The organism is Rhizobium sophorae (assembly GCF_013087515.1).
Lineage (GTDB): Bacteria > Pseudomonadota > Alphaproteobacteria > Rhizobiales > Rhizobiaceae > Rhizobium > Rhizobium sophorae.
In genome coordinates this window covers 56,356-69,259 of the sequence record NZ_JABFCN010000015.1, presented here as the reverse complement: position 1 = coordinate 69,259, position 12,904 = coordinate 56,356, and the positions used below count along the sequence as shown (strand labels likewise).

Here is a 12,904-nt window from a genome sequence, read left to right as displayed (position 1 = left end):
TGGTCGAGGTTCTGGGGCCGAGCCGCCGGAGCGAGGCGCTGCTGCGCCGGCTCGACGATTTGCCTTATACGGACAAGGCAAAGTTCGTCGAGCAACTGGCGGGGACACCCGAGGGGCGTCGAGCGCTTGCCGAGGCAAAGGACATCGTCAGCGCGCTCGAAACGCGCTTCGGTCGCGCCGATCCCTCAGATCTCGCGGATCAGCTGAAGCGAATGGGGCCCGATCAGGCTGGGGACATCGGGCGGATCAGCCAGGTTGCTCGCCTTGCCGACCGCAGTCATCGTGCAGAACTCACGCAGCAGATGGAGTTGCAGCGCTCACTGAAGCGGGGCAGGACCTTGGGGCTCGGGATGTAGGGTGTCGGCTCGGCCCACAAGCGAGGCTCCGAAGGGGTTTTGCAGAACCGTCTGAACCTCTTTTACGAAAGCCTCGTGTTCTAATTTGCCATGGATGGCGACGGTCCTGCCGCTGAATTGAAGCTCGCCTTCCGTTGACGCGATCTCGCCGAGGATCATGGTCGCGATAGTCGATTTTCGAGCGAGACTCTCCGACGATCGAGAGGCGTGCGCATGAAAATTCAAATTGGCCGCCCTTCGACTTCAAATTAGACGGAAGATGAATCGGACGAAAAACCGATCCTCCGGACGTTGACCACCACGCCGCGAGCTGGCGGTCCGGCGAAGGCGGGTCAGCGGTTCGGCTCCAATGAAGACGCCCGACTCCCCAGCCACCTCTTCAAACCTCCGCCGCTGGACCACTCGGTTGCTTGTGAGCGGTGCTGGCCTGCCGGTCGCTGTCGTTGGGTAACTTGAGCGATTGAGCCGTGTATCTCACGTCGCCCATCCCGAAGAGCTCGCGCCAAGTGACGGTCGCGGTTTGATTGCCGCATCTTCCCCGCTGCGCTTACGTTGCCACGCTAAAATCGGCCGCCAGGACCGCGTCCTTCAGCGCCCGAGAATAAGGATGCTGCGGATCATCCAACACGGCCCGCGCCTGTCCGCGCTCGACGATCTCGCCTTTGCGCATGATGATAATGTTGTCGCTGATGTAATAGGCGGTGGCGAGGTCGTGGGTGATGTAGACGATCGAAAGACCGAGTTCGTTCTTCAGGCGGCCGAAGAGATTGACGATGGCCATGCGCAGCGAGGCGTCGACCATCGATACCGGTTCATCGGCCACCAGGAGGCGGGGTTGCGGGATCAGCGCGCGGGCAATGGCGACGCGCTGAAGCTGGCCGCCCGACAATTCGTGGGGAAACCGGCCTTTCACTTCTTCAAGGGTCAGGCCAACATGGACGAGCGCGGCATCCGCCATCTTCTCCGCCTGCTGCCGGTCCGGCCGGTTTCCCGAGAACGAAAAATTGCGGGCCGTCTCGAAGAGATAACGGTCGACACGTTTCAGCGGATTGAAGGCTTCGAAGGGGTTCTGCAGAACCGGCTGGACCTCCTTCATGAAAGCCTTGCGTTCGGATCGGCTATGGATGGCGACGGTCCTGCCGCTGAATTGAAGCTCGCCTTCCGTCGGTTCGGTCTGGCCGAGGATCATCGCCGCGATCGTCGATTTTCCCGAGCCGGATTCTCCAACGATCGAGAGGATCTCGGGCTCCGCTCCGAGTTCGAAGCTGACATCCTTGACCGCCGTGATCAGGCGCCGGCCGAGCATGCCGCCCTGCCGGTAGACTTTCGTGACATGCGAGAGGCTAAGAAGAACGCTCAAACCTGATCTCCCGTAACGGCAAAACACGCCACGCGCCGCTGCGGCTCGACGGTGACGAGCGGCGGAACCTTCTGCGAGCAGATCTCCATGCGCTTCGGACAGCGCGGGTGAAACCGGCAGCCCTCCGGGGGCATGGCGAGGTTCGGCGGACGGCCCTCCAGCGAAGGGCGGGCCGTCGCATCGCCGATGCGCGGCAGGCTGCCGACGAGGTGCTGCGTATAGGGGTGGAGCGGCATGTTGAAGAGCTTGGGGGTCGGCGCTTCCTCGACGAGACGCCCGGCATAGACGATGCCGATGCGGTCGGAGACCGTCGCGTGAACCCCCATGTCATGGGTCACGAACAGGAAGGACGAGCCCATCTCGCGCTGGATTTCGCGGATCATCGAGAGCACGTCGCGCTGAACGATGACGTCGAGTGCGGTCGTCGGTTCGTCAGCGATGATGAATTCCGGCGTCAGGATCGTCGCCAGCGCGATGGTCATGCGCTGGCGCATGCCGCCTGACAGTTCGTGGGGATAGGCATCGAGCAGGTGCGGATCCAGCTTCAGCCGCTGCAGATGGGTGGCGACCCTTTCCAAAAAGACCGGGCCACTGACCTTCATGTGGCGAAAGGCGAAATCGGTGAAGGAATGCCGGATCCGGCGCACCGGGTTGAGCACATTCATCGAGCCCTGCATGATGTAGGACAGATGCTTCCAGCGCAGCGCCAGCCGATGCTCCGGCTTCATCGCGTAGATATCCTGGCTGCCGCCGTCGAAATGAAATGTCACTTTTCCCGACACGACCCTCAGCGGCGGCCGGATCGCGCCGGCAATGGTCTTGATCAGGGTGGTCTTGCCGCTGCTCGATTCACCGGCGACGCCATAGACCTCGCCGCGGGCAATGGTCAGGCTGATATCATCGACGGCGCGCACCTCCCGATCGACGCCGTAGAGGAAGGCACGGTAATAGGCTTTCAGGTTCTCAATTTCGACCAAGGGATCCATACTAATTTCCCATCCGGTTCAGCCGGCTGCGCGGATCATTGTATTCGTTCATCGACATGGAGAGCAGGAAGAGCGCCAGGAAGAGGACGACGATGACGGCGACGGGGGCGGCCACCCACCACCAAATGCCCGATATCAGCGCCGAATGCGCATTGGCCCAATAGATCATCATGCCCATGGTCGGCGTCTCGATATCGGTGAAGCCCAGCACCGACAGGGTGATCTCCATGCCGATCGACCAGATCATGTTGTTCATCGTGGTGGCAAAGACGATCGGCAGAACATAGGGCAGGTGCTCCTCGACGAGGATCTTGCGCATGCTCATGCCGGAATAGACGCTCTGGGTGGTGAAGGATCTCGTCTTCAGGCTGATCGCCACCGAGCGGATGAGGCGTGCGTCGTAGGACCAGCCGAGCAAGGCCATGATGAGGATCAGCGCCGTCCAGGTCATGCTGTCCTTCAGCACGAAATAGAACAGGATCAGCAGCGGAAATTGCGGGATGACCATGACGCTGTCGTTGATGGCCATCAGCACCCGGTCGACCGCGCCGCCAGCATAACCGGCGACAAGGCCGACGACCAGCGAGATGATGCGTGAAATGAAGGCGACGCCGATGCCGAAAAACAGGGTGTTTCTGAGCGCGGTCGTCAGCTGCCAGAAAACGTCCTGGCCGCGCGACGTCGTGCCGAGCCAATATTCGCCGTCCGGCGGCATATCGGGCGGCAGAAGATAGATGTCGGTCGCGCTGTAAGGCGAGAAATAGGACACCACTATCAATCCGACGATGGCGGCAAAGAGCAGCAGGCCGCTGAGGAATTCCATATTCTGGCGCGCGAGGTCGCGGACAATCGTAAACATGCTCTATTCCACCTTGATGCGCGGATCGATCAGCGGGCTCAGAATGTCGATGATGAACACCGCGGCGGCGACGCCGACGATCGACAATGCGCTGAGGCCGAGCACCAGGCTGTAATCACCGGCATGCACCGCTTCGATCAGCAGGTTGCCGATGCCCGGATAGCCGAAGACGATTTCGGTAATGACCGTGCCGTTGAAGATCGCGCCGAGCGACATGGCAAGCCCGGTGAACTGCGGCACCATGGCGTTGCGGGCGATATAGGAACGCAGGATCTTTCGCTTCGGAACGCCGCCGAGCTCGGCGAAGACGACGTAATCCTCGGTGATGATGTTGGAAACGAGCGCGCGCATGCCGATCAGCCAGCTGCCGGCGCCGACCAGGATCAGCGACAAGGCCGGCAGGATCGAGTGTTTCAGGATATCGAAGACGAGGGCAAAGGAGAGGTCCAGATTGGCGTTCATCTCGTAGCCGCCATTGATCGGCAGCACCGGCCAGAGATAGCCGAACACAATCAGAAGCACGAAGGCCAGAATGTAATAGGGAATCGGAAGCAAGGCGATGAAGACGAGGCTGACGGCCTTCAGCACCATGTCCTTGCGGTAATAGCCGGCGAGCGCGCCGATCGCATTGCCGAGCACGAAGGTAATCAGCGTCGACACCGTCATCAGCCCGATGGTCCAGGGCAGGGACCGCAGGATGATGGTGGAAACGGGCGTGGGGAAAGCCGAGAGCGAGGGGCCGAGATCACCGGTCGCAAGCCGCAGCCAGAAATTCAGATATTGCTGCCAGATCGAGCCCTCCATGCCGTAAAGCTCGCGAAGCGACTGGCGCATCAGCTCGATCGCATTCGGATCGGACTGCCCCATCTGGGTGATGGCGCCTATGCTTTCTTCGACCGGATCGATCGGGGTCAGGTGGGTGACGAAGAATGTGATGGTCACGCCAAGGAATACGACAAGCAGAAACTGACCGAACCGCTTCAGCACAAAGATCAGATAGGACGTCATAGGGCAGTGGTTCCTCTCTGGTTCCCTTCATCAAGTGGAAAGGATCGACGGACATGCCACATGCCCGTCGATTAGGGGGCCGGCGCGCAACACTCGCGCCGGCGTTGGGAGGACTATTTCGGTTGCGCCGGCTTCAGCTTGACCATCATCAGCCTGGAATTGGCCCAATTCGGCACCGGATCGGTATAGGGATCTGATATCGTCGGATAGCCGGTCCAATAGGTCGTATCCATCGAGGTGAAGACGTTATACGACATCAGCGGGATCGTCGGCATTTCGCGGGCGACCAGCTTCAGATAATCCTTGCCGAGCTCCATGCCCTTGGGATCGTCGGCGCTGATGCCGCGGATGCTCTCGATGATCTTGTCGAGCTCCGGATTGCTCCAGCGCTGCCAGTTGCGCGGCGGCTGGTTGTCACCCTTCTTCGCCACGAACTGCGAATGCCAGCTGTCGAGGAAGAACGACAGATCGGGATCGCCGCCCCAGGTTTCGACGCTCCAGGCGATCGCCACCTGGAAATCGCCGGGCTGGAGCGCCGTCTGCCACAGTTTCGCGGCCGGCACGGCTTTGGCGTCGATGCCGAATGCCGCCCATTGCTGCGCGATCAGCGTTCCGGCGCGGGTGAAGACCGAGCGTGTGTCGCCTTCCACCGTCATGCGGATCTTGAAGGGCTGTCCATCAGGGGTCAGCCATTTGCCGCCGGATTTCTTGAAGCCCGCCTTCTCCAGCAGTTCGCCGGCAGCCTTCGGATCCGGTTTCCACCAGCCATAGCCGAAGGCACCGCTGATCGCTTGCGGGTCGGTCGGGATCTGGTCCTTGAACTTCGGCTGCTTGCGCAGGATATCGGCGATCTGTTGCCCGACCGTCGGGTCATAAGGCTTGATCTTGCTCTTGCCGGTATCGATCTCGAAACTCTTCAGCCAATCCTGCATCGGCGCCTGATAGTCTTTCATCGTGGCCGCCGTCGGCGGCACGCCGAGCGCCGAAAGCGTCGCCGCCCCGCGGTAGCTCGCCATATCCACGGCCTTGATGTCGATCAGCAGGGCCAGCGCCCAGCGTACATCGGCGTTGTCGAAGGGCGGATTCTGGGTGTTGAAGATCACCGCCGGAAGCGTCGGGTCCGGATGGGCGAAGGGGAAGCCCGGGAACCAGGTCTCGATCGTCTTGGATTTTTCCTTCAGCGTGAACATGCCCTCCGGCGTGTTGTCGTGAATGATATCGAGATTGTGCTCGAGCTGGGCGATCGTCCGCTTATCCGGCGGGCCGGGATCGGTATAGGTCACGTATTTCGGCGCCGGCTCGCCGAAGCGGGCAAGCGAGGTCCGCTGCCAGTCGTCGCGCTTCTCCCAGGTATACCACTTGCCCTGGGGGTCGTAGGACTTGAGCTTGTAGGCGCCGAGCGAGACGGGATTGGCGAAATCATAACGAAGCGGATCTTCGACTTTCTCGAAGACATGCTTGGGCATGATCCAAGCGCCGTTCCAGCGCACGGTGAAGATGGCGTGGAAGCGCGAGTTCGGCTTCTTCAGCTTGAACACCACCGTCTGGGGGTCGGTCGCCTCGACGCTTGCCACCTGTACCGAGAAGGCAGCACTCCAGATCATGCCGGGGTGATCCATCTGCGTCTTGACGGTGTAGACCACGTCGTCTGCCGTGAACTCGACGCCGTCGCTCCAGAAGAGCCCCTTGCGCAGTTTCACGGTCATTTCGGTGAAGTCGGCATTATATTGCGGCTTGTCGGCAGCCAGCGAATTGTCCCAGCTCGCGCCGCCAAGCCCCTGTTCGGGGTCGATATACCAGAGCGTATCCATGGTCAGCTGCTGCAGGCCGGTCGATACGCCACCGCCGCCATTGACCCAGATGTTGAACCAGCCGGGATTTTTGATCGTCCCTTCCGGATTTTCGACGATGAGCGTCTCCTTGCGCGGCAAGGAGGTGTATTCTTGGGCACCGGCCACTGCGGTCAGGCCGAACGTGGCCAGCACGAAGCCGAATGCAAACCTCTTCCACTTTTGCATGAACTCCTCCCTTGAAGCGATCATGCCACGGCCGCAAAGGCACGCATGGGCACGTCGCGGTTGTCGGTTCGCAGAAGCCTCAGGACTTGAACAGTCAGGTCCAGGACCTCGGTGAACCATCCCTCCGGCTCCCTGCCTCCTCGCAGCGAGCCGAATATCTTCAGGCCGGGGGCGCCCGAATGGGCTATCCGGCGGTAGCTGTCACACCGACAGCCGGATGACGTTGTAGGAGAACGGTTTCAGCGCCGCCCGCAACCGTCCATCCTCGATCTTTCCACTCTCGACATTAACGGGGGCGACCGTCTGCGGCCGCGCAGCCGTATTGACCGCTTCCAGATCGCCGTGGGTCATTTCCACCTGCTCGACCACCCGGGCGTTTCCGAAGCCTTCCAGCCGCACATCGAGATCGAGCGCCGTGCTCGGATGGCGGTTGACGGCAAAGAAGGTCAGGGTCCTGCCATCCTCGGAATGGACTGCCGATACGTCGAGATAGGGGACGTCGTTCTCCTCGTCGCTGTCATAGGTCGGGCCATCGACGACCAGCTGCAGCGCCGTTCCACGGCCATATCTGGAGGCGTAGTAGAACGGGTAATAAATGGTCTGGCGCCAGGCGGCACCGCCGTCCTCGGTCATGATCGGGGCGATGACGTTGACGAGCTGCGCGATACAGGCGATGCGCACGCGGTCGGAGCGGCGGATGAAGGTGTTCAAGATGCCGCCGACCTGGAGCACGTCCTCGAAATTATAGATGTCTTCCAGGAGATGCGGCGCATCCGGCCATTCGTCGCGCGCCAGGATCTCCTTGTCCTGCTGGTTGGAATGATACCAGACATTCCATTCGTCGAAGGAAATGCCGATCGTCTTCTTCGAGCGCTTTTTCGCCTTGATGTAGTCGATCACGCCGCCGATCGTGGTGATGTAGCGGTCGAGCTTCGTCGCGCGGGCGAGATAGTTGAGCGTATTTTTCTCGCGGTTGGCAAAATACATATGCAACGAGATGTGGTCGGCGCTGTCATAGCACTGCTCAAGGACTTGCGCTTCCCACTCGGGATAGGTCTTCATGTCGGAATTGGACGAGCCGCAGACCACGAGCTCGAGCGACTTGTCGAAGCCGCGCATGGCCTTCGCAGTCTCATCCGCCAGCCGGCCATATTCATAGGCCGACTTGTGGCCGACCTGCCAGGGACCATCCATCTCGTTGCCGAGGCACCACAATTTGACATCGTGCGGATTGGACCAGCCGTGCTTGCGGCGCAGATCCGACCAGTAGGTGCCGCCAGGATGATTGCAATATTCGAGGAAATTGCGGGCCGCATCCAGGCCGCGTGATCCGAGATTGACGGCAAGCATCGGCTTGGTATTCGCCTTCTTGCACCAGTCGACGAATTCATTGACGCCGATCTGGTTGGCTTCGCGGGTGCGCCAGGCAAGGTCGAGGCGTACCGGGCGTTCCTCACGGGGGCCGACGCCGTCTTCCCAATTATAGGCCGAAACGAAATTGCCGCCCGGATAACGGCAGTAGGGCGTGTCGAGCTCACGCACCAGATCGAGGACATCCCGCCGGAATCCGTCCTCGTCGGCCGTCGGGTGTCCGGGCTCATAAATGCCCCCGTAGATCGCCCTGCCGAGATGCTCGAGAAATGAACTGTAAAGCCTGGAATCGATGGTCGCGATGCGGAAATCGCGGTGAACCACAACGTTCGTCTTCAACGGATCCTCCCGTTTATATATCAGCTATTTTGTTTTCTTACCTCTAACTTGATATCAGGAATGTCGTTCTGTCAACCAAGTTGCGAATTTAATCATACTAATATGAATACCGGGGAAAATTGTTTTATTTCAGCTATTTGGGCGATTTTATCGGCGATCAAGACTGTAAAGAATCGAGATATTCAAATCAAGATTTCCGATTTAGATTTTTCAGACGTGCAGCCGCATGATGATATCACGCCCGTGATTTCCGAAGCCGCGGCCGAAAATATTCACGCCGCCGGTATGGCCGGCATTCTCGGCGATGCCGACCCGAAGCCGGATGGAGGAGTGCTGGGCAAGGGCGAGATCGCTGAGCGTGACATTCGAGGCGGCGATACCGTCGATAAAGGTTCCGCGCGAGGAAATCCGCCAGGTTTTCATCATCCCATATTGCGAGCCCTCGAGCTTCCACCATGCCGGCGTGAAGGCGCCGCGCTTGTCGCCGTAGTCGCCGGGCGACGTCCAGGTGCCGATCGCCATTCCATTGACCCAGAGGGTTATATCGGAAGGCCAGTCCGGGTTGGTGCCCGGCACTTCCGACGACAGCTCCAGCGAAAATTCGATGGCGCGGATATCCTTGTTCAACACCTTGGCATTGTTGGGGAATTTATATTCCACATATCCCCTGCCGAACCAGACGAGCCCGGCCTGCATGCGCTGTGGATCGAGAAAATAGTCGGGCACATCGAGCGGGCCGATGACGCTCTCGGTGGAGCAAAGACCGCATGGCGCATGGACGTCGCAACTGGTGTAGAGGCCGACCGGCATCTCGACTTCGATGATATTGTTGGCCCTTTGGGCCGCACTTTCCTCAAAGCTGATCAGAATTTCGCTGTAGATCGCCGAGCAGATCTTCTGGTTTCCCTTGCGGGCCTTCGTCAGCTGGGAATCGACCAGCCGGGCGTCTTCCAAAATCTGGATCCCGGTGGCGACAGTCGATTGAGGCAGCGAAAGAGCACGCGCGATGTCGTTGATATTCATCGGCCCTTTGGCGCAAAGCAGCTTGAGCATCTCCAGCCGCGCCGGTGCCGAAAGCGCGCGTATCGCATCATTATTCTCGCCGGCGGCGATCGTCAAAAACGAACGTTCCATCATTCCCCCAGTATTTCCGATGAAATGATGTATATCGGAAATTATGATACATCAAGTGGGAATGCGTCGGCGGTTTGTAAGATAACGGCCCGGTTTCAAGCCGCCATGAATGAACGTGAAGCCCTTCCGACTTCCGATATGACGTTGGTATCGGGAACGTTACGCGTCAAAGTTCGGCGCGTCCCGGATCGGCTGGCGGGGCGGAATTTCGAGCTCAATTCCTCCGACCGATCGCAAGCGGGCGCGAATGGCATCGGCGAGATTCCTGATCGTTATGCTGGCCATCGCTGCCTCCATTCATCGATGACGCGTATACCTCGTCGATTGCGTATTCTCAAGGTCGCGAGACGCGTTTCCGTCCTCAGCTCCGCCGGCCCGGGTCAATGCCCGCTCGCCTCCGGCCGCAAATCGGCATCCGTCAGCGTTCCGAGAAAGGCGACGATGTCGTCGATCTCGGGGTCGGTGAGGGCGGGCGCATCGGCGGGCTTCCTGCCGAAGGGCGGATCCTGGTTGAGATTGTCCCAATAGACCTGCGGCAGGTCGTCATATTTTCGGACCGTGCCGTCTGGATTCTTTGGATACCAGCGGCCGGGATCGCTGTCGCGCGTCGCATAGAAGGAGACGACGTCGCGCAGCGAGTGGAAATAGCCGTTGTGGAAGAAGCTCTGCTTCAGCGCGACATTGCGCAGCGTCGGGGTGCGGAACAGGCCGCAATAGTCGCTGCGTCCGGCAAAGTCGGTGCGCTGCGGGCCGCAAAGACCGAGATCATGATAGTTGGGATCGCTGTTGGCTGGGATCGCCATGTTGCGCGGTGCGGCAAGCCCGAGGAAGCCGAAATCGGAAAATTGCGGCGGCTCGCCGTCATTGGCGGGCTCGCTCAGATGACAGCTCGAACAGTTGCCCTTGGCCGGATCCTCGAACAGCTGTCGTCCGTGCAGCTCCTGTGCCGTTAGCGTCGCCTTGCCGGCGAGAAAGGCATCGTAGCGGCTGGAATAGGGATAGAAATCCGGGCCGCTCTGTTCGAAGGTGGCGAGCGCCTCAGCGGCGGCATCAAAGGCATCCTTAGGATTGTCGAACACCGTTTCGCCGAAGGCCGCCTTGATGTCGCCGGCATAGGCGGCCTTGCGCAGCTTCGCCACCACCTCGGCCGCATCCTTGTTGCCCATCTCGAAGGGCGAGAGCAGCGGGATTTTTGCCTGATGGGCGCCGTGATCGACCCGGCCGTCCCAGGTCAGGCCGCCCGTTGGACCATTGTCGACACTTTCGTCGCCCTCGTCTTCGGAATCGTAATAATGCTCGGTGAAAGCAGGCACCGATTGCAAATAGCGCAGCGTCGGAACGGCGCGCAGGCCGGGCTGGTCCCCATGTTCGCCGCCCATTTCGACCGGCATGGCCGATGCCGGGCCGAAGGCGTGAGCCGGATCATGGCAGGAAGCGCAGGCCTGGAGCCCCGAGGCCGACAGCGAGGTATCGAAGAATATCTTGCGGCCGAGCGCGCCGAGCGTTTCGGCCCGGGCGAAGGCCTCAGTGCGCGACATCGGTCCAGGATGCAGGCCGGCGGCGGTCGCCGCGTTGCTTTGCCGCAGGGGAAAAATGGCAAGAGCAAGCGCCATGGCACGCATGCCGACGGCCAGGCCGGAGCGCACAAGCCAGATGATCTTCGTCGTCATGATAAGGATTCCAATAAGTTGGCGCTGGTTTCCGTCATGATCGAACCTCCTTGCAACAAATTGATGACGGCGATCCTCCTGCGGCATCACGGCAACCCCTGATGTCACAAAGTTGATAGAAGGCCGCAATAGCGTCGAGGTGCCCCCGAGCGTTCTTCGCTCCCTCTAGCCAACGCCCCCCTAGCCATGAGGTACCCACGTGAAAAGACTGAAACTCCTCCATTCGATCTGTCTCGCCGGATCGGCCATCGTGCCGGTTGCGGTGTCGACGGCAGCCCATGCGGCGCCCGCCGGTTACGACAAGATCGACAATGTCGTCGTCATCTATGCCGAAAACCGCAGTTTCGATAATCTTTACGGTGGCGTTCCCGGCGCCGATGCGCTCTCGAACGTCACTGCCGATCGCGCCCGTCAGCTCGATCGCGACGGCCAGCCGCTGTCCGAATTGCCGCCGGCCTGGGGCGGGCTTACCGCCAAGGGTGTCTCGCCTGCCGTCACCGAGGCACAGTCGGCCCATCTCGCCAACGCCTCCTTCGCGATCGACGATCCCAACGGCTTCGCCCAGGCGCCTTCTGTCATCACCCGCGATCTCTGGCATCGCTTCTACCAGGAGCAGATGCAGATCGACGGCGGCAAGAATGACAAGTTCGTCGCCTGGGCCGATTCCGGCAGCCTGGTCATGGGCCATTACGACGGCTCCATCCTGCCGATGTGGCAGGTCGCCAAGAAATACGTCATTGCCGACAACTTCTTTCAGGGTGCCTTCGGCGGTTCGTTCCTCAACCACTTCGCGCTGATCTGCGCCTGCACGCCCTATTATCCCGACGCCGACAAGAGCCCGGCCAAGCCCACCATCGCCAAGGTCGATGCGGACGGTACTTCGCTGACCGTGGCGGAGAATGCCCCGAAGTCGGCGCTGGACGGCGCACCGAAATTCGTCTCCGACGGCAACCTGACCCCTGATTTCTACGCCGTCAACACCATGCAGCCGCCCTATCAGCCAAGCGCCAATCCGCCGGCCAAGGACGGCGATGCGGCCTATGCCGATCCGGCGGCGGCAACGACGCTGCCGCCACAGCATGAAATCACCATCGGCGACCTCCTGTCGCTGAAGGGCGTCAGCTGGGCCTGGTATAGCGGCGCCTGGCAGGCAGTCCTGGACGGCAAGAATGCCACCCCGGTGCCGAACTTCCAGTTCCATCACCAGCCGTTCAACTATTTCGCCAATTTCGCGCCCGGCACGCCGGCGCGCGCCGAGCATCTGAAAGACGGCGGCCTTGGCGGCGAAGCCTTCCTCAGGGATATCGACGATGGCAAGCTGCCGGCGGTTTCCTTCTACAAACCGCAGGGCAACCTCAACGAACATGGCGGTTACGCCGATGTGTCGAGCGGCGACCAGCATCTTGCCGATGTCGTCTCCCATCTCGAAAAGAGCCCGCAATGGGGCCATATGCTCGTCATCGTCACCTATGACGAGAATGGCGGTTTCTGGGATCACGTCGCGCCGCCGAAGGCCGATCGCTGGGGCCCGGGCAACCGCATTCCGGCTTTCATCATCTCGCCCTTCGCCAAGGGCGGCATGGTCGATCATACCCAGTACGACACGACGTCGATCATCCGCTTCATCACCGCGCGCTACAATCTGCCGGTGCTGCCCGGCGTCATCGCCCGCGACAAGGCGCTGCGCAACAACGACCAGCCGCCGATGGGCGACCTCACAGCTGCGCTCGACCTGACGCATTGACCGATGATGAGCGGCCCCGGCGCTGACCGGGGCCGCTCTGTCTCTTTCCTTTACGCATT

Annotated in this window: 9 protein-coding genes and 2 pseudogenes; 2 read left to right on the top strand and 9 right to left on the bottom strand. The window is 60.7% G+C overall.

Features of this window, described 5'->3' with window-relative positions:
* A pseudogene (locus G9X64_RS09475) lies at positions 1 to 356 on the top strand (Ti-type conjugative transfer relaxase TraA); the annotation flags it as partial.
* 24 nt (positions 357 to 380) lie between these two features.
* Here the strand turns inward: G9X64_RS09475 and G9X64_RS36470 are convergent.
* The 9 genes and pseudogenes from G9X64_RS36470 to G9X64_RS09435 all read right to left on the bottom strand — a co-directional run.
* Positions 381 to 561, bottom strand: a pseudogene (locus G9X64_RS36470) (ATP-binding cassette domain-containing protein); the annotation flags it as partial.
* Positions 562 to 903: 342 nt separating this feature from the next.
* Positions 904 to 1,716: an ABC transporter ATP-binding protein gene (locus tag G9X64_RS09470; RefSeq protein WP_171376480.1), complete on the bottom strand. Its 813-nt coding sequence runs from the start codon at positions 1,714 to 1,716 to the stop codon at positions 904 to 906.
* Positions 1,713 to 2,702: an ABC transporter ATP-binding protein gene (locus tag G9X64_RS09465; protein WP_171376479.1), complete on the bottom strand. Its 990-nt coding sequence runs from the start codon at positions 2,700 to 2,702 to the stop codon at positions 1,713 to 1,715. The genes G9X64_RS09470 and G9X64_RS09465 overlap by 4 nt, the downstream gene beginning before the upstream one ends.
* A gap of 1 nt (position 2,703) precedes the next feature.
* Positions 2,704 to 3,561: an ABC transporter permease gene (locus G9X64_RS09460; protein WP_171376478.1), complete on the bottom strand. Its 858-nt coding sequence runs from the start codon at positions 3,559 to 3,561 to the stop codon at positions 2,704 to 2,706.
* A 3-nt stretch (positions 3,562 to 3,564) separates the two neighbouring features.
* Entirely contained in the window at positions 3,565 to 4,569 is a 1,005-nt protein-coding gene (locus G9X64_RS09455; protein ID WP_020053050.1) for an ABC transporter permease, read from the bottom strand.
* A 113-nt stretch (positions 4,570 to 4,682) separates the two neighbouring features.
* Positions 4,683 to 6,587 carry an ABC transporter substrate-binding protein gene (locus tag G9X64_RS09450; protein WP_168312714.1) on the bottom strand — a complete coding sequence of 635 codons (1,905 nt, stop codon included), beginning with the start codon at positions 6,585 to 6,587 and terminating at the stop codon, positions 4,683 to 4,685.
* Positions 6,588 to 6,788: 201 nt separating this feature from the next.
* Positions 6,789 to 8,297, bottom strand: coding sequence for an arabinosylfuranosidase ArfA (arfA, locus tag G9X64_RS09445; protein WP_171376477.1), 1,509 nt, complete (start codon positions 8,295 to 8,297; stop codon positions 6,789 to 6,791).
* 210 nt (positions 8,298 to 8,507) lie between these two features.
* A complete protein-coding gene (locus G9X64_RS09440; RefSeq protein ID WP_171376476.1) occupies positions 8,508 to 9,434 on the bottom strand; it encodes an ArsR/SmtB family transcription factor in 927 nt (308 codons plus the stop codon).
* 377 nt (positions 9,435 to 9,811) lie between these two features.
* On the bottom strand, positions 9,812 to 11,101 hold the full coding sequence (locus G9X64_RS09435; protein ID WP_171376475.1) for a cytochrome-c peroxidase: 1,290 nt from the start codon (positions 11,099 to 11,101) through the stop codon (positions 9,812 to 9,814).
* Positions 11,102 to 11,300: 199 nt separating this feature from the next.
* Between G9X64_RS09435 and G9X64_RS09430 the strand changes: the two genes are divergently transcribed.
* Positions 11,301 to 12,845 carry an acid phosphatase gene (locus G9X64_RS09430; RefSeq protein ID WP_171376474.1) on the top strand — a complete coding sequence of 515 codons (1,545 nt, stop codon included), beginning with the start codon at positions 11,301 to 11,303 and terminating at the stop codon, positions 12,843 to 12,845.
* Positions 12,846 to 12,904 lie beyond the last annotated feature (59 nt).